At 61.1% G+C, this 20,632-nt stretch carries 23 protein-coding genes and 1 tRNA gene; all 24 read left to right on the plus strand.

Going from position 1 to position 20,632, the window contains the following annotated elements; all coding sequences use genetic code 11:
- The first annotated feature begins 181 nt into the window (after window positions 1–181).
- Window positions 182–841 (plus strand): Flp pilus assembly protein CpaB, encoded by a 660-nt coding sequence (gene cpaB / locus GPK42_RS09170; RefSeq protein WP_271734485.1) that lies wholly within the window; start codon window positions 182–184, stop codon window positions 839–841.
- The gene (locus GPK42_RS09175; RefSeq protein ID WP_215694877.1) at window positions 841–2,490 is read left to right on the plus strand and encodes a nucleotide-binding protein; all 1,650 of its coding nucleotides are present in this window, start codon (window positions 841–843) and stop codon (window positions 2,488–2,490) included. The genes cpaB and GPK42_RS09175 overlap by 1 nt, the downstream gene beginning before the upstream one ends.
- Window positions 2,487–3,815 (plus strand): TadA family conjugal transfer-associated ATPase, encoded by a 1,329-nt coding sequence (locus tag GPK42_RS09180; RefSeq protein WP_215694878.1) that lies wholly within the window; start codon window positions 2,487–2,489, stop codon window positions 3,813–3,815. The genes GPK42_RS09175 and GPK42_RS09180 overlap by 4 nt, the downstream gene beginning before the upstream one ends.
- The gene (locus tag GPK42_RS09185; protein ID WP_215694879.1) at window positions 3,788–4,714 is read left to right on the plus strand and encodes a type II secretion system F family protein; all 927 of its coding nucleotides are present in this window, start codon (window positions 3,788–3,790) and stop codon (window positions 4,712–4,714) included. Before GPK42_RS09180 ends, GPK42_RS09185 begins: the two co-directional genes overlap by 28 nt.
- Window positions 4,711–5,352, plus strand: a complete 642-nt coding sequence (locus tag GPK42_RS09190; RefSeq protein WP_215694880.1) for a type II secretion system F family protein — start codon at window positions 4,711–4,713, stop codon at window positions 5,350–5,352. Before GPK42_RS09185 ends, GPK42_RS09190 begins: the two co-directional genes overlap by 4 nt.
- Before the next feature lie 10 nt (window positions 5,353–5,362).
- Entirely contained in the window at window positions 5,363–5,596 is a 234-nt protein-coding gene (locus GPK42_RS09195; protein WP_215694881.1) for a hypothetical protein, read from the plus strand.
- Entirely contained in the window at window positions 5,560–6,123 is a 564-nt protein-coding gene (locus GPK42_RS09200; protein WP_215694882.1) for a hypothetical protein, read from the plus strand. The genes GPK42_RS09195 and GPK42_RS09200 overlap by 37 nt, the downstream gene beginning before the upstream one ends.
- Before the next feature lies 1 nt (window position 6,124).
- The gene (locus GPK42_RS09205; RefSeq protein ID WP_006235089.1) at window positions 6,125–6,343 is read left to right on the plus strand and encodes a hypothetical protein; all 219 of its coding nucleotides are present in this window, start codon (window positions 6,125–6,127) and stop codon (window positions 6,341–6,343) included.
- Window positions 6,279–6,815 carry a TadE/TadG family type IV pilus assembly protein gene (locus GPK42_RS09210; protein WP_215694883.1) on the plus strand — a complete coding sequence of 179 codons (537 nt, stop codon included), beginning with the start codon at window positions 6,279–6,281 and terminating at the stop codon, window positions 6,813–6,815. The genes GPK42_RS09205 and GPK42_RS09210 overlap by 65 nt, the downstream gene beginning before the upstream one ends.
- Window positions 6,787–8,940 carry a hypothetical protein gene (locus GPK42_RS09215; RefSeq protein WP_252200231.1) on the plus strand — a complete coding sequence of 718 codons (2,154 nt, stop codon included), beginning with the start codon at window positions 6,787–6,789 and terminating at the stop codon, window positions 8,938–8,940. Before GPK42_RS09210 ends, GPK42_RS09215 begins: the two co-directional genes overlap by 29 nt.
- The gene (locus GPK42_RS09220) at window positions 8,940–9,416 is read left to right on the plus strand and encodes a TadE/TadG family type IV pilus assembly protein (protein WP_161115715.1); all 477 of its coding nucleotides are present in this window, start codon (window positions 8,940–8,942) and stop codon (window positions 9,414–9,416) included. Before GPK42_RS09215 ends, GPK42_RS09220 begins: the two co-directional genes overlap by 1 nt.
- Entirely contained in the window at window positions 9,413–9,772 is a 360-nt protein-coding gene (locus GPK42_RS09225; protein ID WP_271745484.1) for a DUF192 domain-containing protein, read from the plus strand. The genes GPK42_RS09220 and GPK42_RS09225 overlap by 4 nt, the downstream gene beginning before the upstream one ends.
- 59 nt (window positions 9,773–9,831) lie before the next feature.
- On the plus strand, window positions 9,832–10,098 hold the full coding sequence (locus GPK42_RS09230; protein WP_035136816.1) for a hypothetical protein: 267 nt from the start codon (window positions 9,832–9,834) through the stop codon (window positions 10,096–10,098).
- Window positions 10,098–10,382, plus strand: coding sequence for an ATP-binding protein (locus tag GPK42_RS09235; protein WP_215694885.1), 285 nt, complete (start codon window positions 10,098–10,100; stop codon window positions 10,380–10,382). Before GPK42_RS09230 ends, GPK42_RS09235 begins: the two co-directional genes overlap by 1 nt.
- A gap of 123 nt (window positions 10,383–10,505) precedes the next feature.
- Window positions 10,506–10,578 (plus strand) — tRNA-Phe (locus GPK42_RS09240).
- Between the two features lie 473 nt (window positions 10,579–11,051).
- A complete protein-coding gene (locus tag GPK42_RS09245; protein WP_099432625.1) occupies window positions 11,052–12,113 on the plus strand; it encodes a glycoside hydrolase family 5 protein in 1,062 nt (353 codons plus the stop codon).
- Window positions 12,114–12,119: 6 nt separating this feature from the next.
- On the plus strand, window positions 12,120–12,998 hold the full coding sequence (gene rsmI / locus GPK42_RS09250; RefSeq protein ID WP_035136820.1) for a 16S rRNA (cytidine(1402)-2'-O)-methyltransferase: 879 nt from the start codon (window positions 12,120–12,122) through the stop codon (window positions 12,996–12,998).
- Window positions 12,999–13,067: 69 nt separating this feature from the next.
- Complete coding sequence (metG, locus tag GPK42_RS09255; protein ID WP_055285920.1) at window positions 13,068–14,669, plus strand: methionine--tRNA ligase; 1,602 nt, start codon at window positions 13,068–13,070, stop codon at window positions 14,667–14,669.
- Window positions 14,670–14,776: 107 nt separating this feature from the next.
- Window positions 14,777–15,637: a 16S rRNA (adenine(1518)-N(6)/adenine(1519)-N(6))-dimethyltransferase RsmA gene (gene rsmA, locus GPK42_RS09260; RefSeq protein ID WP_215694886.1), complete on the plus strand. Its 861-nt coding sequence runs from the start codon at window positions 14,777–14,779 to the stop codon at window positions 15,635–15,637.
- A complete protein-coding gene (locus GPK42_RS09265; RefSeq protein ID WP_215694887.1) occupies window positions 15,627–16,541 on the plus strand; it encodes a TatD family hydrolase in 915 nt (304 codons plus the stop codon). The genes rsmA and GPK42_RS09265 overlap by 11 nt, the downstream gene beginning before the upstream one ends.
- A gap of 258 nt (window positions 16,542–16,799) precedes the next feature.
- Window positions 16,800–17,894, plus strand: coding sequence for a PhnD/SsuA/transferrin family substrate-binding protein (locus tag GPK42_RS09270; RefSeq protein WP_215694888.1), 1,095 nt, complete (start codon window positions 16,800–16,802; stop codon window positions 17,892–17,894).
- Between the two features lie 120 nt (window positions 17,895–18,014).
- Complete coding sequence (phnC, locus tag GPK42_RS09275; RefSeq protein ID WP_215694889.1) at window positions 18,015–18,890, plus strand: phosphonate ABC transporter ATP-binding protein; 876 nt, start codon at window positions 18,015–18,017, stop codon at window positions 18,888–18,890.
- 20 nt (window positions 18,891–18,910) lie between these two features.
- Window positions 18,911–19,741 (plus strand): PhnE/PtxC family ABC transporter permease, encoded by an 831-nt coding sequence (locus tag GPK42_RS09280; protein WP_215694890.1) that lies wholly within the window; start codon window positions 18,911–18,913, stop codon window positions 19,739–19,741.
- Window positions 19,741–20,625, plus strand: coding sequence for a PhnE/PtxC family ABC transporter permease (locus GPK42_RS09285; protein ID WP_215694891.1), 885 nt, complete (start codon window positions 19,741–19,743; stop codon window positions 20,623–20,625). The genes GPK42_RS09280 and GPK42_RS09285 overlap by 1 nt, the downstream gene beginning before the upstream one ends.
- Window positions 20,626–20,632: the final 7 nt, after the last annotated feature.

The raw sequence follows: 20,632 nt of genomic DNA on the forward strand, positions 1-20,632 counted from the left end.
ACATGCAGTTTGCTGACGTGCTGACCAAAACCTTGCCACGAGCTTGACGGGCTGGTCAGCTTTTGGTCAGCGATTGGTTTGACATCGAAAACCAAGATCGCGATTGCGCCGCTTTGCGCTCTGACCGCCCAGACAATGGTGGTACGGGCATTCGCCCGGCACTGCCATGAGAGGAGCGGCCGTGAACAAGAGCAAGCGCATCGCTATCAGTCTGGTCGCGGGCGTGCTCGCTGCTCTGCTCTGCATGGTTTACGGCTCGTCGATCCGCTCGCAAGCCGAACAGGTCCAGGCTGAGACCTTGGCCAAGTACGGTGGCGATCGCGTCGAGGTATGCGTCGCGGCGCGCGATATCGATGTGGGCGAGACCCTCGATGAGACCAATGTCATAACCCAGGAATGGCTGACGAGCCTGTTGCCGCGTGACGCGGCGACCGAGCTGCGCCAGGTGCGCGGCGACGTGACGACTTCGCGTATTCCCAAAAACGCCGTGATCTGCAATGTCTACACCAAGGCCGAGAGTCACAAGCTCGAGGTGCCTAAGGGCAAGGTCGCCGTTTCGGTGGCGGTCGATGCCGAGCACTCGGTCGGCGGTGCTACGGGCGTGGGCAGCTACGTGGACGTGTACGTGCAAAAAGACGGCGTAACCGATCGGTTGTGCGGCGCGTACGTGATCGATACCAGTGAAGATTCCGGTGCCACGCGCGAGGGCAAGATCGAATGGGTGACGCTGGCGGCTGACCCCGAAGACGTCAAGGAACTGCTGGGGGCATCGGGCAAGGGAACGGTCAGCTTGACGATTCCCTCCACGGCGCGCGGCAAAAAGAGCGGAGGCGACGAGTGATGAAGGCGATCTGGCTTGCGTGCTGCGCGTGCGGCGATTACGGGCTGTTGCAGCGGGAAGTCGAGGGCCGTGATACGGGTGCACAGGTGCTTCGCGTGGGTGACCTGGACGGGCTGGTTTCCATGGCGCGGGCGTTTCCGTCGCGCCGCGGGGCTGCCATCATCGCGGCGTCTCTGTTTGATACCGAAGATGTGCGCAAGACTGTTGCGCGCCTGACGGCCGAAGGCCGCGTGAGTCGCGTGGTCGTGTTGATAGAAGCACTCGATCCATCGGATATCGAGGGGCTGTTTCGCGCAGGGGCGACCGAGGTCATCGCTGCGCACAGTATATGCGGCAACGGGCGCGCGGGCGAGGGAGCGGTTGATTCCGATCGGTGCATGACGATTGAGCCCGATGCTTTTGTTGATAGGGAACCCGGGGCGCCTCGCGCTACAAGAGGCCCGCGTGTTGATGATTATGGAAAAGCGGAAGCCGAGCATGGTCGGCGCCCCCGGAACCCCCTTGTATACGATGACGCTGGAGAGCCGGCGCAGCATGCTGGCGACTCCCCGGCTGTAGATATGGGATACGTGCACGGCGTGAATCTGGCGGATGAACTCGACGAAGTTGAGGGCTTTGCCGGGTGCGGCGAGTTGTCGCTGATGCAGCATGAGCAGATTGCACAGAACGAGCCTGCCTCGCAGACCGAACAAGCTGCCATGCCGGCTTGGACGCAGCGTGTGGTTGCGGCGGGGGAGACGGGGACGCTGTCACCGACGCCCGCCCCGCCGCCTCCGATGCCGCCGGCAGACGCTGCCGCTCCGCAGCATCGAGCTCCGGTCATCTGCGCCATTTCGGGTTCGGGCGGTTGCGGCAAGTCGACGATCATTGCCACCATGGCACACACATCGTCGCTGTTGGGCTTGCGTGCCGCCGTGCTCGACCTGGACCTGATGTTTGGAAACCTTTACGACTTGTTAGGCGTCGATGCTCCGCGCGATATGGCGGCACTTATCGAGCCGTCGGTGGCGGGCGCGCTTGCCGAGCCGGATATCGTGGCCGCATCGATGCGCGTGGCGCCGGGCGTTACGCTCTGGGGTCCCGTCGCGGCGCCCGAGCAAGCCGAGCTCATGGCATGTCCGGTGGAGCTACTGCTTGATGTCCTGCGTCGCGAATCCGACGTGGTCTTTATCGATACCTCGGTCTTTTGGGGCGACGCCGTGGCGGCTGCGGTGGCGGCGAGCGACCGTTGCCTGATCGTTGGCGATGCTGCGGTGTCGTCCGCGACATCGGCGTCGCGCGTCATTGAACTGGCAAGTCGAGTAGGTGTGCCGCGCACGCGCATGAGCGCCGTGTTCAACCGGTTCGGTGCGCGCGGGGCAGACGAGGACGTCGCCATGCGCTTTGAGATTGCCTGTGCGTTGAGCTCCAAGATTCGTATCGCCGATGGCGGGCAGGATCTCGCCGCGCTCATGGCGTTTGGGCGCGCTGATGAGGCAGTGGGGCAGACCAGCGCTTTTGCGACCAGCGTGCGCGAGGCCACGCGCGAGATGCTCGTGGAACTGGGGTGCGCCGTCGGCCCTTGGAGCGATATGGTCGCCGACCGTGCAACGCGCACCGAACGCCCGCGTATCCGCCTTCCCTGGTCGCGCGAGGGTGATCAGCGATGAGCCTGCAAACGAGGATTAAGGCTGCCGGCGCTGCAGCGGGGGCAGCGCCTGTAGATGCGGGGCGTCGCCGCGCGGTGAAACGACGCACCAAGCGCGCCGTGATGGACCGCATGGGTTACGACGAAGTGGCGCGTATCAGCGCCTATATCGACCCGGCACTTGCCCGCTCGGAATTGCGTCCCGCGGTGGAGGCGGCGCTCAATGTTGAGGAGCCGACTGATCTCGCGACGTCCGAGCGCGAGACCATCATCGACGAGATTTTGGATGACGTGGTGGGCTTGGGGCCGTTGCAGCCGCTCATCGAGGACGACACCGTTACCGAGATCATGATTAACGGCTGCCGCTCGGCTTTCTTTGAACGCGGCGGCGTCTTGCACCCCATCGAGCATGCGTTTGAGGATGATGAGCAGATCCGTGTGCTTATCGACCGCATCATCTCGCCACTTGGCCGCCGTATCGACGAGCGCAGCCCCATCGTCAACGCCCGCCTCAAAACGGGCTATCGCGTCAACGCGGTGATTCCGCCTGTGGCGATTGACGGACCGATTCTCACCATCCGAAAGTTCTCGGACCGCATCTGCTCGCTGGACGAGCTTGTGGGGCTGGGGTCGCTGCCGCTTTGGTATGCGCAGCTGTTGTCGTGCGCGGTGTCGCTGCGACAGGACCTGGCGGTTGCGGGAGGCACGGGATCTGGTAAGACCACCCTGCTCAACGCGTTGTCATGTGAGATTTCCACCGGCGAGCGCATCGTGACGATCGAGGACTCTGCCGAGCTCAAGTTTGCGCATCATCCGCACGTGGTGCGTCTAGAGGCGCGCGAGGCTTCAATTGAGGGCGAGGGCGCGGTGACGATCCGCGACCTGGTGACCAATGCCCTGCGCATGCGCCCCGACCGCATCGTGGTGGGCGAGGTGCGCGGTGCCGAGTGCTGCGACATGTTGCAGGCCATGAATACGGGCCACGACGGGTCGCTCACCACACTTCATGCGGGTTCAGAACAGGAGACCGTGGTGCGTCTGACGTTGCTTGCGCGTTATGGCATCGATCTGCCGAGCGAGCTCATCGAGGAGCAGATTGCCATGGCGCTCGACGGCATCGTGATGTCTGAGCGCCACGCCGATGGCAGGCGTTTCGTCTCCTCGTATTCGGGGGTGCGTCGCGCCGCGTCGGGCGGCGTAGAGCTCGAGCGCTATGTGACTTTCGATGCCGCCGAGCGCACCTGGACGCTTGACCGCGAGCCGCCGTTTATCGCAGAAGGCCTGCGGTCGGGGACGCTCACACAAGAGGAGGTGGACGAATGGAGGTCGCTGTGCCCCTCGTCGTAGGGGGTTTGGCAGGGTTTTCTGTTGCGACGGCGTGCGGGGCGGAACCTCGTGTGCCGCAGGTGCCGCCGGCGGAGCTGGCGCGTCAGGCGCTCGAGACGGTGGCAGAGAAGCTGCCGCGTGAGCTGGTGGAAAACGATCTGCTGAAAAAGATCGCCCGTTCGTGGGCATCGCTGGCTCCGGCGCGTCGCCTTGGCCTCGTGATCGAGGATGCTTCGGAGCGTTTGGCGTTTCTGCTGCTATCGAGCGGTGTCTGCTGCGTTTTACTAACGATGGTGTCGTTATCGCCCCTCGGGTTTGCCTTGGGACTTGTTGCTCCGATTGCCGCTGGCGCCGCTCGGGATGGCTTTGAGAGCCGGCGCGAGCAACACGATGCAGAAGAGGCCATGCCCGAGGCGTTTACCGCACTTTCCATGTCGCTTGCCTCGGGACATTCGCTGGCCCAGGGCATGCGCTTTGTGGGCGCTCATGCGCAAGAACCGGTGCATACCGAGTTTTTGCGGGTGGCGGCGGCGATCGATTGCGGTATCTCGGCGACCGACGCGCTCGATGACTTGCTCGTGCGCATCGACGCCCCCGGTCTTTCGCTTGTGACCTTGGCGCTTAAGGTGTCACAGCGCACCGGCGCTCCGCTTGCCGACTTGCTGTCCGAGGCGTCGAGCATGGTAGGGGAGCGCATTGAGCTCAAGCGCCGCCTGGATGTTAAGACGTCACAGGCGCGTATGTCGGCACACATGGTCGCGGCGATGCCGGCGGGCATGTGCGCGGTGTTGGCGCTGCTTTCGGCAGATTATCGTCGCGGTCTTGCGACGCCTGCCGGTGCGGGCGCTGTGGTGCTGGGTCTAGCCCTCAACGTCGTTGCCCTGGTGGTTATCCGGCGCATTATGCGGGTGGAGCTATGAGCGCCCCGGTTGCAGTTGTGGCTTGCCTGTGTGCCCTGAGTGTATTTGTCGCGACGGGTTTGGATCGGGCGGATGCGCGCGAGATCGCAGGGGCCTGCAAGCGCGAGGCGGTGCGGGTCGCTGCCGCGGGTCGCTCGGTGGTCGATGCCCTGACCGCGCGAGTGAAGGGCGCGGTTGGAGCGGGCGGCCCGGCGCGAGTTTCGCTCGGCGAAGTGTCCGAGATGATCGATGTTGTGCGCTTGGGTCTTTCGGCCGGTCTTTCGTTTGATGCGGCGCTTGAGATTTTCTGCGCCAACCGCCGGTCAGTGCTGGCTCTTCGCCTTGAGCGGGCCTGCATGGCGTGGCAAGTGGGCGTGGACACGCGTGAGGACGAGTTGTTGGCCGCCGCGCGCGACCTGGACGTGCGAGCGCTCGAGACCTTTGCCATCACGGTGGGGCAGGCGCTCGCCCTGGGTGCCCCACTTGCCGAGACGCTGGCCGCTCAAAGTCGCGAGATCCGTGCGGCTCATCGCGCCGCGCTCGAGCGCGAGATCGAGCGTGCGCCCGTCAAGCTGCTGATTCCCACCGGCACGCTCATCTTGCCGGCGTTGCTTCTGTCCATATTGGGCCCGCTGCTGGGAGCAGGCGGGATGATGTAGGGAGGAATACATGAACACGATGACTGACGTTGCCGGCAAGGTCCAGAGCTGGGCTTTTTGCCGGGCGATTCGCGCTCGCCAGCATGCCAAGGAGCTGTTGCAGGAGGAGAGCGCGCAGGGTACCACCGAGTACGCCATTTTGGTGGGTGTGCTTGTGGTGATCGCGATTATTGCCATCGTTGCATTTAAAGGCAAGGTCCAAGATCTGTGGAACGCTATCAGCGAGGGCATCAACAGCCTGTAGAGGGCGAGCGCCCCATCGGGGTGCTGCTGGTGTTTGCTTGCCTGACCGTGGCGATAGCGGCGGTGCTTTGGGGGCTTAACGCCGCGCGGCAGCAGCGTCCTGGGGCCGCCTTCGATTCGGGCTCAGATTCGGCGGTGGCGTCTCAAAAAGATGAGATGCGAGATGCGGACGATTCGGATGCCGCTGTCACGGCGCAAACCTTTCTGCGGACGCTCGACAAGCGGTCTGGCACTGCGACGGATTCGCCTGAGGACAACGCGATTGCGGTCCGGCTTGCATGGTCCGAGGACCGACCGATGACCGAGGCAGCGGCGGATATGTTACGCGCCTACCGCGAGGTGCCAACGGCCCAGCTCGCCCTGAGCGGCTATCTCGATACTAAGGGCAACGTATGGGGCGCCATCGTGCGCGATGGGCGCGGCTGGGTCGATATGGTGACGGTTGCCGCGGATGCTGGCGATGCTTCGTGTCGTCTGCGCGCGGTGCGCCTGGTCCCGCAAACAATAAGCTCAAAGGAGGGATCGTGAAATGCATGGCGTTCTGCGTGAAGAGGTTGCCCAAGCGACTGTGGAATACGCCATCGTCACGGTGGCGCTGCTATCGATCGTGCTGGCGATTGCGGGACTTTGGCGTGCTGGCACCGATGGACGCTTGGCAGCGCTGGTTGAGCGGGCGGCATCCCATGGCGTTGCCTCGATGTCGGTTATCGACGCCGCCGCGGGCGCTAAGGACATCGCGTTGTATTGATATCGCGCGCGAGGACCGGGCGCAGTCTACGGTCGAGGCTGCTTTTTTGCTGCCGACGTTTCTGACGCTCATCCTTCTCGCACTGCAACCGGTGTGCCTGCTTTATACGCGCGCGGTCATGGAGTCTGCCGCCGCCGAGACCGCGCGGCTCATGACCACGACGACGGCGGAGGACGACGATCTTAAGGAGTTCACCCGCCGCCGGCTTGCCGCAGTGCCCAACGTTTCGATCTTTCATGCCGGCGGGCCGTTGTCGTGGGATATCGAGCTTGGCCGGGCCGGTGCGGGTGGCGTCTCGTCCGTGTCCGTTTCCGGCGAGGTCAAGCCGTTGCCTGTGATCGGTGCGTTTGCGCAGGCTATGGGTGGTACCGCCGAGGTCGGCTACGTTGAGCTCAAGGTCGATGTCTCGTATCAATCGCGTCCCGAATGGCTGGAGGGAGATTATGATTCGTGGATTGTTGCATGGGATTAAGCGTTTCTGGTCTAGATGCGTTTTGACGCGCCGTCCGAGCTGCCATCGCAAACGAGGCGGCTTTATGGGCCGCGCCGGTGTCGATCTGTTTATCGAAGACGGTGCCTACACCACGCTTTCTTCTGCCGTGGTCATCCTAGTGGTGCTCACGTTGTTGTTTTCGTCGACCGCGGCGATATGGAGCATGTCGCGTGCCGGGGATACCCAGGTGGCGGCCGATAGCGGCGCGCTGGCGGGTGCCAACGTAGTGTCGTCCTATCACACGGCTGCCACGGTGGTTGATGCGAGCATCTTGAGTCTGGGGCTGGCGGGGTTTGCCACAATCGGGACGGGCCTGGTCGCCATCCTCATCCCAGGTGCCGAACCAGTTGCCGGCAATATGGTCGACACCGGGATTGAGATCATTAAAACGCGCAACAAGTTTGCCAAAAGCGCATCGGAAGGCTTACAGAAAATCGAGACGGCTCTGCCATATCTGATCGCCGCGCGTGCCACGCAGGCGGTGTCGGCGCAGGATACCGATAGTGTGGCCTATACCGGTACGGCGCTTGCCGTGCCCAGGACATCCGAATCGGACTTCGCTGCGCTCAAAGGGTCAGAGATCTCGACCGATACCATTAAAGACACATCAGATGATTTAGAGCGTGCGGCCGAGGAGCTGCGGAAGGCTTCTGAGGACACGGCGAAGGCTAAAGAGCGCGCTTGGCTGGCGGATTGTGGTGGATCGGTTCCGGCTTCGGTCGGTAGCTGTTCATGCATGTGGGAACGTGCGAGGAGTTTGGCAAAGCTCTCGGGTGAGCAGAACCCGCATTATGCCTCGAGCATTTCGTGGGAGCCACAGGTGGCGCTCGACCGCGCGAAGACCTACTACCGTCAACGCCTGGCAGACGAAAAACCGCATGGTTCAAGCGTCGAGACGAAGGCGGAGTCGGCGGCGCGCAAGGCGTTTTACACCTATGCGAGTACAGAGGTCAATCGTGCATATGTAACCGAGGACGGAGATGAAGTCGCTTCCTATATCCCGCTGTTGCCGCGCAACACTGACGAGGTGCGAGCGACGGAACTCTATACCGATACGGTGTGGCCAACCAGTGCCATCGATGGCAAGACGTATCTGCATTACGGAACGAGTTGCCCCAACTATAAGAAGGGGGCGCCATGCGGGCTGGCCTCGGTTGCTGCTTATGACGGGCAGGACAAATGCAATAGATGCCATTTTGGTGCTTCGTCGCTCGGTGCCGTTGCGGCTCCTTCGACTTCTATCGAAAACGGCTTTGAGTACCACTTTGATCGATTCAAAGAGGCTCTGGAAGACTACGTCGAATGCCGCAACAAAGAACTCGAACTTGAGCGTCAGACCGAGGATGAGGCCGACCGTGCGGGCAATGCGTTTGACCAGGCCATTAAAGCGCTTTCCGGCGAGCGCCCGCGTATCGCCCCACCTGGACGCAACGGCGTGGTCGCATTTGCAGTTTCGGGTGACATTACCAGCCCCGATCAACTTAACTCCTCGTTTAACACGGCAGTCAGGCTTGGCGATCGCGGTGCTATCTCTGCCGCGGTGCTGGCGCCCGATGAGGCGACGGCGCAAAACAACGTGCTTTCGCGATTTTTCTCGACATTGAAGGAACGCTCGGGCGGCGTTGCCGGCGTGCTCGACGGCGTCATGGATGTTTGGGGACGGCTGCTCGTGGGATACGGTGATATCCAAGGTTCGGCCGACGAACTTATGGACGAGATGATTAAAGACCTAGGAGGGGGCAGCGGTGCGTTGGGCTCCATTGCATCGTGGCTCGGCGATACCGTTTCGGCGTCCGTGGCGGCGCTGGGTTTGGAACCGTGCGACTTGCGCCTGCGAAAGCCGGTGCTGACCGATTCCGCCAACGTCATTAAGAGTCCGGGGTCTGACATTGCTGGTCTCTCTCAAGCGCAAGACAAACTGCGAAGTATTCCGTTGGGCGTGACCGATCCCAAGGCGCTTTGCGAGGCGTTGGAATATCAAGTCGAACGCACCATTAGCGGTACGGTGTTCACGCTTGCGGAGATTCCTCTGCCCGGCGGCGGCTCCATCCCACTCACCGTCGATGTCGCGACACTGGTTGGCGCTCTGGGCGGTGGGTCGTAATGAGTATTCGCATGCGTCTGCGTGAGGAGCGCGCCCAAGCGACGGTGGAGATGGCAGTGGTTACGCCCGTTTTGCTGGTGCTGGCACTCATCGTGTACAACGTCATGATCTTTGCCGGCGCTGTCGCGCGCTTCGACCGCGTGGTGCCCGACATCGTGCTGGCGCACGCTGTGGCGCCGGGCGGGGAGGGTGACGAGAGCTCTGCCGATGCCTCGGCGACGGTTCAGACTCAAATTCTGAATGCCATGGAAGGCTATGACTTGCAGATCGAAGTGTCGAGCGAGCAAGGCGCGGAGGCATCGGATGGTGGCCTGCTCTCCCTATCCGGTACGTTTAGGACCTACACCTGCACCATGCACTATGAGCCGTGGCCGACTTCTCTCAGCATCGCTGGCGTTCCGCTGGGGGCGCCGACAACGTTGTCGCACGAGCGTGTGGTGACGGTCGATCCATGGCGTCCGGGGGTGGTCATGTGACCGCGGTCTCGTCCTACATCGCCTACGCGCGGGCACTCAATAGGCTGGGTTGGACGCCGGCCGAGTTTGTGGTGGCGGAGTCGTTTGCCGTGCGCCTGCGCGGCATGCTGGGACGGCGTCCGGTTGCCGCCAACGGCCTGCCGCTCGTCATGGCGTTTCCACGCTGCTCTTCGGTCCATACGTGTTTTATGGCCTATCCCATCGACATCGCCTTCATCGATGCACGCGGCAATATCCTCGCGCGCTACGAAAACGTATGTCCCTGGTGTATGTGCTCCTGCCCCGGCGCCTGGGCGGTATTGGAACGCCCTTCAATCCTCGCTACACCTCCCGCCCTCCAACAAGTGCCGGCGTAAGAGATTGGCGACAGCGGACTTTCGTCATACGAAATTGGGTAAGATGGAGGAGAAGGTGCATGGATGTTGAGATCCATCCGAACGCCAAAAAACACTTGACGGAAAAGCAGGTACTAGGTGCCTGGTTCGCGGTTACTGAGTGCATTCGCCGCGAGTCGGAGGACGAGCCGCCGAGATGGCTTGCCATTGGATGGCTTCCAGATGGTCGAAGTGTGGAACTTGTTGCGGTCGAACTAATTCGTGGATGGCTCATTATTCATGCCCTGTCTCCGGTTCAGAAGAAATTCTGGCAAGAGATCGAGCGAGCTCGGCAGAGGGGTCGATGATGAGCAAGACGTATACGGCCGCTAATGGTCAGGTTGTAACGGATGAAATGATTGACGCGTGGTGCGAGTCGTACGAGCGCGGAGAGTTTCCGGATGGCGAACACACCGTTGGTGGGATCGTGCATGGACGGCCCCCGCTCTCAGGTGAGGGGACGGCAACGCTGTCGGTCAAGATTCCTCTGGGAATGAAGGAGGCCATTCGTCGACGGGCGGCTGCCGAGGGGATGACGCCAAGTGAGTTTGCCCGTGCGGCTCTGAGCGAAAAACTTCTTGCTGCCGGCTGATGCCTCTGACGTGCCGATTTATAGAAGCGAGGCTGTGCTCAAAAACTTTTTTAAAATTCTCGGTTGACCGGAACGCGTCCTTGGTTATACTAATCAAGCCTTGAAACAAGGCACACCTCAAATGGCTGGGTAGCTCAGTTGGTAGAGCAGAGGACTGAAAATCCTCGTGTCAGGGGTTCGATTCCCTTCCCCGCCACCTTGAATTGACTAGGACCTCTGCAAAGGGGTCCTTTTCTTTTATGTGGTCCCCACACGGAATCGAACCCCGTGAGGGCGCGGAGCTGAGTAAACGCGTGAGCGTTTGCCAGCGCAGCTCGCAAGGCGCGAAGCGCCGCAGCGGTCCGCACGCGCGGAGCGCGGGCGCGATTCCCTTCCCCGCCACCTTGAATTGACTAGGACCTCTGCAAAGGGGTCCTTTTCTTTTATGTGGACCCGCGGAAAATGCATCCCAGTCTTTTGCGAAAAACGGGACGCGCTTTCCGGCGCTTACTTCCGACGTGCGTGCACATCTCGGCGCGCCATCTCGGGCCCGCTCAGACATTCCTCCCGCTTTTGCGCCACTTTACAGACCGTTCGGTCGTCTGTCCGCACGCGCGGGTATACTCAAAACGATACTTTTCCTATGCAATACGATGCAGGCTCGGCCTGCACGATCCGAAGGGGGCAGTGATGGAGAGGATACTCGGCGTTAATCTCTCTGGCTGGTTTATTCCCGAGCCTTGGGTTACCCCGTCGCTATACGCGGCGACCGGTGCATCCAACGCGGCCGAGCTGCAGGAGGCCATGGGCACCGCCGCCTATAACGAGCGCATGCGCCGTCATTACGAGACGTTTGTGAGCGAGGATGATTTCCGTCGCATGGCGCAGATCGGCCTCAACGCCGTGCGCCTGCCGGTGCCTTGGTATGCCTTTGGCTCACAGGAGTCCGATGCCTCCTACATCTCGGTTGTCGATTACATCGACCGCGCGATTGAGTGGGCTGCCAAGTACAACATTCGCGTGCTGCTTGACCTGGCGACTGTGCCCGGTGGCCAGGGCGATTCCAACGATTCGCCCGCCACGCCGGAGGCTGTTGCCGAGTGGCATTCGTCCACTAACGGCCGCCATGTCGCACTCGACGTGCTCGAGCGCTTGGCCGAGCGTTACGGCGAGGCCGAGAGCCTGCTGGGCATTGAGCTGCTGGATACGCCGCAGATGAGTGTCCGCAAGAGTCTTTTTGCCATGACGGATGGCATTCCGGCTCACTACCTGCGCAATTTCTATCGCGATGCCTACGAGCTCGTCCGTTCGTATATGCCCGAGGATAAGATCGTCGTCTTTTCGTCTTCGGGGCATCCCAGCGAGTGGAAGCATTTTATGCGCGGCGCCAAGTACAAGAACGTCTACATGGACCTTCACCTGTACCATTACCGCGACGAGTATGCGCTCGATATCACGAGCCCCCGCGGGCTGACGACGGCGATTTCGCGTAACAAGCGCGAGCTTAAAGAGGCGATTTCAACTGGGTTCCCCGTGCTGGTGGGCGAATGGTCGGGCGCGGCGATCTTTGCCAACTCGTCGGTTACGCCCGAGGGCCGCAATGCCTACGAGCGCGTGTTTATCGCCAACCAGCTGGCTTCGTTTGCGCCGGCTGCCGGTTGGTTCTTCCAAACGTGGAAGACCGAGAAGCGCATTGCAGCATGGGACGCCCGCGCGGCGCTCGGTACGCTCGAGCGCGGCATGATTGAATAGGTTGATATGACGCAAAACAGCGCCCATACGGGCAAACTCTATGTGGTCGGCACGCCCATCGGCAACCTGGGCGACCTGTCCCCGCGCGTTGGCGAGGCCTTTGCCGCTGCCGATGTCATCTGCTGCGAAGACACGCGTGTGACGTCAAAGCTGCTGATGCACCTGGGCATTTCCAAGCCGCTTGTCCGTTGCGACGAGAATGTGATCGCCAGCCGCGCCGCCGGCCTGGTCGACCGTCTGCTGGCGGGGGAGACCCTCGCCTTTGCCTCGGACGCCGGCATGCCGAGCGTGTCCGATCCCGGCCAGGCGCTGGTCGAGGCGGCGCGTGAGGCCGATGTGCCCGTCGAAGTTATTCCCGGGCCCTCTGCTTGCGTCACGGCGCTCGTTTCGTCCGGCATTCCCTGCGAGCATTTTTTCTTCGAGGGCTTTTTGGGTCGAAAGCACGGCGACCGCGTGCGCCGTTTGCAGCGCCTTGCCGTGGTGCCCGGCGCGCTCATCTTCTACGAGTCTCCACATCGCATCGTGGCGACGCTCGAGGCCGTGGCGGAGGTCTTTCCCCAACGTGAGGTTGCCGTCTGCCGCGAACTCACCAAGCTGCACGAGGAGGTCTTGCGCGGGCCCGCTGCCCAGCTTGCCGAGGAGCTGCGTGCTCGCGGCGAGGTAAAGGGCGAGATTGCGCTGGTCATCGCGCCGCCGAGCGAGGATGAGGAGGCCGGTATCGTGCCGGTTGGCGCCGCGGCAGCGGATCCCGACGAGGCCCTGCGCGAGGATATCCGCGCCGCGCTCGAGGAGGGGGAGCCCGCGTCTGCGGTGGCCAAGCGCCTGTCTCAGAAGTATTCGCGCCGCAAGCGCGATGTCTATGCCATGGTGCTCGATATGCAATAGATGGAGGATATCCAGCCCTTGCGCTAGAATCATCCTCTGTATGCAACGTTTTTCTGGAGGACAAACCCCATGGATCAAAGCAAGCCTTCGTTCTTTATCACGACGCCCATCTACTACGTCAACGCCGATCCGCACCTGGGCACGGCTTATTCCACCATCATCGCCGACGTTCAGGCCCGTTATCGTCGCTCCGCCGGCTATAACGTCAAGTTCCTGACCGGCATGGACGAGCACGGCGAGAAGGTCGCCGAGGCCGCAGCCAAGCACAACATGACGCCGCAGGAGTGGACCGATAGCCAGGCTCCGCACTTCAAGGAGCTTTGGAGCAAGCTCGAGATTTCCAATGATGACTTCATTCGCACCACCGAGCCGCGCCAGCACCATGCCGTGCAGTACCTGTGGGAGCGCATGAAGGAGTCCGGCTACCTGTATAAGGGCAGCTACGACGGCTGGTATTGCGTGCCTGACGAGACCTACTTTACCGATACGCAGGTCCAGAAGGGCGACGAGGAGTACGGCAGCGTCGGCCAGCACCTGTGCCCCGACTGCCACCGTCCGCTTGAGCGCGTGCAGGAGGAGTCCTACTTCTTTAAGCTTTCCGCCTTCCAGGACAAGCTGCTTAAGCTCTATGACGAGCATCCCGACTTTGTCGAGCCTGCGTTTCGCATGAACGAGGTTCGCAGCTTTGTCGAGGGCGGCCTTAACGACCTTTCCGTGAGCCGTACGAGCTTTGACTGGGGCATTCAGGTCCCGTTTGACGAGGGTCACGTGACCTACGTGTGGTTCGATGCGCTGCTCAACTATATGACGGCCGTCGGCTACGGTGTCGACACCGACGAGGCGCGTGCCGAGCTGGCCTATCGCTGGCCCGCGCAGTTCCACATCGTGGGTAAGGACATCATCCGCTTCCACTGCGTCATTTGGCCCGCCATGCTCATGGCCATCGGCGAGGCCCTGCCCGAGCACGTCTTTGCCCACGGCTTCCTGACCGTGCGCAATGCCGAGACCGGCAAGGCCGAGAAGATGTCCAAGAGCCGCGGCAACGCCATCGCTCCGCAGGACGTTATCGACATGCTGGGCGTCGAGGGCTATCGCTACTACTTTATGACCGACGTCGTCCCCGGCACCGACGGTGCCATCAGCTTCGACCGCATGGAGCAGGTCTACAACGCCGACCTGGCCAACAGCTGGGGCAACCTCATCTCGCGTTCGCTCAACATGAGCGGCAAGTATTTTGACGGTTGCGCGCCCGCCAAGCCCGCATCGTTCGATGCGTTCGACAACCCGCTGGCAAAGATTGCCGACGGTTTGGTCGAGCGCTACATGGCCAAGATGGACGTGCTCGATTACGGTGGAGCCAAGGACGAGGTCATGGAGCTCATCCATGCCGCCAACCACTACATCGAGGACTCCGAGCCTTGGGCACTTGCCAAGGACGAGGCCAAGGCTGACGAGCTGGCGTTTGTGATCTACAACCTGCTCGAGGCCATCCGCATTGCCGCCCACCTGCTGATGCCGCTCATGCCTCAGACCTCTGCCGAGGCCCTGCGCCGCCTGTCCTGCGAGGACGAGGCCGCGACCGACGACCTCAAGGGCATTTGCGCTTGGGGCCTGCTTGCCGGCGGTCAGCCTGTCGAGAAGGGCGAGCCGCTGTTCCCGCGTCTGGGCTAAGACGCAGCGCGCCATATCGGCAATTTGCTGTTTAGCTGTAAGGGCATGGCCGCCACGGTCCATGCCCTTTTGTTTCAAGACGCCGCCATCATGCTAAGGAGGCAACCATGACAACTTCGCCTTTGGCAAACCCCACGGCCACCAGGGAGCTGCTGGAGGAGTTTGGCCTTGCGACCAAGCATCGCCTGGGCCAGAACTTCCTGATCGACAACCATGTAATTGAGCGCATTTGCGAGCTTGCCGAGCTTGCAGGCGATGAGCGCGTGCTCGAGGTTGGTCCGGGCGTTGGTACGCTCACGCTTGCGCTGTTGCAGGAGGCGGCGTGCGTCACGTCGATCGAGGCCGATCCCGAGCTCGAGCCGGTGCTCGATGCTCACGCCGCCGACTACGCCAACTTCCGCTTTATCATGGGCGACGCGCTTAAGGTGACGCCGGAGCAGATTGAGCAGGCCGCCGGCGGTGAGCCGACGGTATTTGTCGCGAACTTGCCCTATAACGTGGCGGCGACGATCATCTTGCAGTTCTTCCAGACGATGCCCGCGCTCAAGCGTGCCGTGGTCATGGTGCAAAAGGAGGTTGCCGATCGCATTGCCGCAGTGCCGGGCAACAAGACCTATGGCGGCTATACGGCAAAGCTCGGCCTGTATGCGCAGGTGACGGGTCGCTTTGAGGTGCCGCCGCGTTGCTTTATGCCGGCGCCGCACGTGGACTCGGCCGTCGTGCGTATCGACCGTGTTGACGGCGTGGTGCCCGAAGGACTCGACCGCGAGTTTGTGGCCCGCGTGATTGATGCTGCATTTGCCCAGCGTCGCAAGACCATCCGCAATTCCATGAGCGCCAACGGTTTTGCCAAGGACGTGCTCGATGCCGCTTTTAAGGTTTGCGGTATCGCACCCACCACGCGCGCCGAGACGCTCGATGTTGCCGACTTTGTCCGTCTGGCCCGGGAGCTAATCCATGACGCCTAATGCCGAACGCGTGACGTTTACCAAGAAAAAGACGACGGTTGCTTGTCCCGTGCCCTTGGCGCCGCTTGCCGACACGCATGCACATCTGCTTTCGTTTTGGGGCAAGGATGTGCCCGAGACGCTCGTGCGCGCCAAAGCCGCGGGCGTCGACCTGTTGGTGACGATGTTCGACCCCATTGCCGACAAGCGCAGCGTGGCGGACTATAGCGACTGGCTGGTGCGCGAGATTCTTCCGATGCAGGATATCCCGCAGATCAAGTATCTTGCCGGCGTGCATCCGTATGGCGCGCCGGACTATACCGACGACGTTCATGCACAGGTCGTTGCCGCACTTGATGACCCCTTATGCGCCGGTATTGGCGAAATCGGCCTGGACTATCACATGGACTATGACGACGATATCGCGCCGGCACCCCATAACGTGCAGATTGATTGCATGGCGCGCCAGCTCGAGCTTGCCGTGCGCCGCAATGTGCCGGTGGAGCTGCACCTGCGTCACGAGGACTCGGATGGGGAGCGCACCTCGCACGTTGATGCGTACAACGTACTGCGCGAGGTGGGCGTGCCCCAGGCCGGTTGTGTGCTGCACTGCTTTGGCGAGGACCGCGCCACGATGGAGCGCTTTGTGGAGCTGGGCTGCTATATCGCCTATGGTGGCGCGGCCACCTTTAAGCGCAACGACGACGTGCGCGAGGCATTTGCGGCAACCCCACTCGATCGAATTTTGTTCGAGACGGATTGCCCGTATATGGCTCCGGAGCCCATCCGTGGTCTTGAATGCGAGCCCGCAATGATCTCCATTACGGCAAACGCGCTGGTTAACGACCGTGTCGATCGCACAGGTGAGGACGCCGAAACAATCGCGCAAGCCGCTTGGGAAAATGCCTGCAAACTTTTTCTATAAACGGCTGCCAAGGGGCTGACAAAACTGGTCTATTACCTGCCTTATGCCTGCCCTTGAGCTTACGACGGGGCGTTTCTATTAATAAGTGCCTACGGTTCGCGTCATGTTCCCGCATCTTCGCGCAAGCATATGACAAGCGATTGCCGTTGATCGAAAAACGGCTTGCCCACAACCCTAATATCTACCACGTCATCGCCGGACGGGACAAATAGAACCCCCGGTCCTTCCGGTGCATTCTTGTGTTGTAAGGAGAAGATTGTGGCAGATATCAAGAACAAGCAAATTTCTCGCCGGTCCTTCTTGGGCCTTTTTGGCGCGAGTGCCGTGACGCTCGGCCTCGGTCTCGTCGGTTGCGGCAGCGTCGACGGTAAGGGTGGTGCGGCGACCGCTGGCTCGGATGCCGCTTCTATCGATAAACTTACCATGGTCTGGCTGCCCAACGAGTCCAGCTCCGAGTTCGACGCGGGCCGCGAGGAGTTTGGCAAGGTTCTTGAGAAGTACGCCGGTGTCAAGGTCGAGCTCATGACCACCACCGACTATAACGTCGCTATCGAGGCTATCGCTTCCGGCAAGGCTCAGCTTGCCAACATGGGCGCCGAGGGCTTCATCCAGGCCCAGAAGAAGAACAGCAAGGTTCTTCCGCTTGTGACCACCTCCGACACCGATGGCAAGCTCGACGGCGCCAAGTACTACAGCCGCATCTGCGTGCCCGAGGCCGAGATGAGCGCTTACGCGGATAGCGCCGAGGAGAGCGGCTATTCCATCAAGAACATCAAGGGCAAGCGCATGAGCTTTGTCTCCGCTACTTCCACCTCCGGCTTCAAGGTTCCGTGCAACGCCATTATGAAGGCGTTCCCGGACGACGTGAAGTCCTCCGACGAGCTCAGTACCCCGGGTTTCTTCTCCCAGGTACTCTTTGGTAACTCTCACCCCGGTTCTGCTGTCAACCTGCTGCAGGGTGATGCCGATGTTGCCGCCTTCGACGATGTCGACGTCGACACCTATCTTGATGTCCCCGAGGGCGAGCGCGACGCCGTGAACGCCGCCGGTTCCGTCTACTCCGTCAAGGCCGACGCTCCCCAGCCCTTCGATCGCGTTCAGGGCAAGAAGTTCGGCATCATCCAGTCCACCCCGGTTCTCAACGGGCCTATCGCCGTCAACACCGATAAGGTCCCGCAGGAGATCATCGACAAGCTCGTCAAGGGCTTGACCTCCAAGGAGACCTCTGAAGACGAACTGCTCTTTGCCCCCGAGGATAAAGAGGGCACCGGTGCCGTTTGGAGCCTGGGTGATACCGCCGGCTTCATCGCGGTCGAGGACTCCTGGTACGACCCCATTCGTGCGCTTGACTAATGCATGTCCCTGCGCGCACACGTGCAGATGGGCGGCATCGCGTAGACGATTCGCCGCTGCCAAAACGGGCCGGGCGCGAATATCCGCGTCCGGCCTCGACGTTGATGGGAGGGCATGGAAATGCCACAGAACGCACAGCCTCTCTTGCAGGTGAGCGATTTGACCAAAAGCTACGAGGGCAAACGAGGTGCACGGGAGCAGCATCACGCGCTTTCCGGCGTAGATTTTGCTTGCGGCGAGGGAGAACTGGTTGCGGTGATCGGTCCTTCAGGCGCCGGCAAGTCGACGTTTTTGCGCTGCATCAATCGCCTCATCGAGCCCACGGAGGGGTCGGTTGTCTTTAATGGTCGGGACATTACGCATCTGCGCCGCAACAAGCTGCGTGGCGTGCGCGCGCAGATCGCCATGATCTTTCAGAACTACAACCTGGTGTATCGCCTTACCGCCATTCAAAACGTGCTGCATGGGCGTCTGGGCTACAAGGGTGCTGTGGCGGGGTCGCTGGGCCTCTACAGCGAAGCCGAGAAGCTCCGTGCGTTCGAGCTGCTTGACGAAGTGGGCCTGGGCGAGTTTGCCTATCGTCGCGCCGATCAGCTCTCGGGCGGACAAAAGCAGCGCGTGGGTATCGCCCGCGCACTTATTCAAGATCCCCGCATCATTCTATGCGATGAACCTATCGCGAGCCTTGATCCCAAGAGCAGCCGTGCTGTCATGGAGCATCTGCGCCGCGTGACGCGTCAGCATGGCATCACCTGCATCGTCAATCTGCATCAGGTGGATATGGCACTTGAGTTTTCCGATCGTATCGTGGGCTTGCGTGCGGGCGCGAAAGTGTTCGAGGGTGCGCCTGCCGAGCTGACCCCCCAGATGATCGCGGTGATTTACGGCGATGGAGAAGAGGGCTTCATTTCCGTTCCGGTGTCAGGGCCCCAAGCTGGCGCGACACCCGCATCTGTTGGCATGGCTTCCGCTGTTCCTTCTGGAGCCTTGCGATGAGCGCGGGGGAGTGCGGCGCCATGTCCACAGGCTCTTTTGGCAATGCGAAAGCGGGGAAGGTTCCCGATTTGAGCTGGTTTAGAAGGCGTCAGCTTCGCGCACTCGCAGTAGTTGCGGCCGTTGTCTTGGTTGCCGAGGGGGCATCGCTTGTCGGCGATTTCAGCTTTGGATATGCCTTGGGTTCGGTACCCGCTGCCCTTGCATGGATGCTGCAGAACTTTTGCCCTACGCCATCGTCGTTAGGACAGCTGGGCATAATTGCCACGCAGGTGGTTTCGACGGTGTTCGATTCCATCGCCGCTACGATGCTCGCGGCCTTGCTGGGTATCGTTCTTGCGGTGCTGGGATGCTCGAGCGTCGGTGTCGAAAACGGCATCGTGCGCGGTGTCATCCGCATCTTCGCCAATATCTTTCGCAATGTTCCCATGATTGCATGGGCGCTGCTGTTGCTCCTTTCGTTCAAGCAAAACGAGTTCACGGGCTTCCTCGCGCTCTTTTTGGCGACGTTTGGCCAGATTACGCGCTTTTTTCTGGACACGCTCGACGAAATCCCTTGCGGCCCCATCGAGGCGTTGCGCAGCTGCGGAGCAAGCTTTTGGCAGATTGTCTTTCAGGCGGGTCTGCCGCTTGCCGTTGCAGAGCTTATGAGCTGGACACTCTATATGGTCGAGACCAATATTCGCGAGGCCACGTTGGTGGGCTTGCTTACCGGTACGGGTATCGGCTTTGCCTTCAACCTGTACTACGCGTCTTTTCGGTATGACTGCGCTGGCCTTGTGATTCTTGTGACCATTGTTTTGGTGCTCGTGGTCGAGGCGATTTCCAACGCAGCTAGAAGGTCGATGATCTAATGGATACTTTTGAGCTGACTCCCGCCACGGCCGGTGCGATCGAGCGTTCGCACGCTGGGCATATTCGTCTCGTGTCTCGCCGGGGGCGCAACTATTCTGTCGTGCTTACGCTGGGCATTCTGTGCCTCTTGACGGTCGTTACGTTTGTGCGCATGGATTTTGGCACGGTTGACCTTGGCCGCGCACTCGCTCAAACCTGGTCTGATTTCTGCGCCATGATGTTCCAACCAGCGCTTGACCCGCCGTTGGGAGCTGCGCATTTTAGCTGGGCAAAGGTTGCCGAGAGCACGTTGGTCACCATTGCGGTTACCGTGCTGTGCACCATCATCTCGGCCATCATCTCGTTTTTCTTGGCGTTGGCGGCATCCGAGAACCTCTCGAATCCGCTCGTTTCCAATGCGGTCAAAGGATTCGTTGCTATCATCCGAGCGATTCCAACGATTCTGTGGGTACTCGTCTTCACGGTGGCCATCGGCCTTGGATCCGAGGCGGCGGTGCTGGGAATTTCCTTCCATTCCATCGCGTATCTTACCAAGAGCTACTCGGAGTCGATTGAAGAAATCGATGCAGATGTAATCGAGGCACTCTCTGCGAGCGGTGCCAGCTTCTGGCAGATTGTGTTCCAGGCCATCTGTCCGGCAACCATTACCAAACTGCTCTCATGGACATTTATTCGCTTTGAGATCAATTTTGCCAACGCGGTTGCCGTGGGCGCCTTCGCGGGCGCGGGCGGTATCGGCTTTCAGCTGTATCAGGCAGGCAACTACTACTACAACCTGCACGAGGTGGGCGTGATTGTCTATGTATGCCTGGCTGTGTCGTTTGCACTCGAGTTCATCTCGGTTCGCCTTCGTCGCCGTTACATCATCGACTCGGATAACTAAGGAAAGA

The organism is Collinsella aerofaciens (genome assembly GCF_018785265.1).
Classification (GTDB): Bacteria; Actinomycetota; Coriobacteriia; order Coriobacteriales; family Coriobacteriaceae; genus Collinsella; species Collinsella aerofaciens_AI.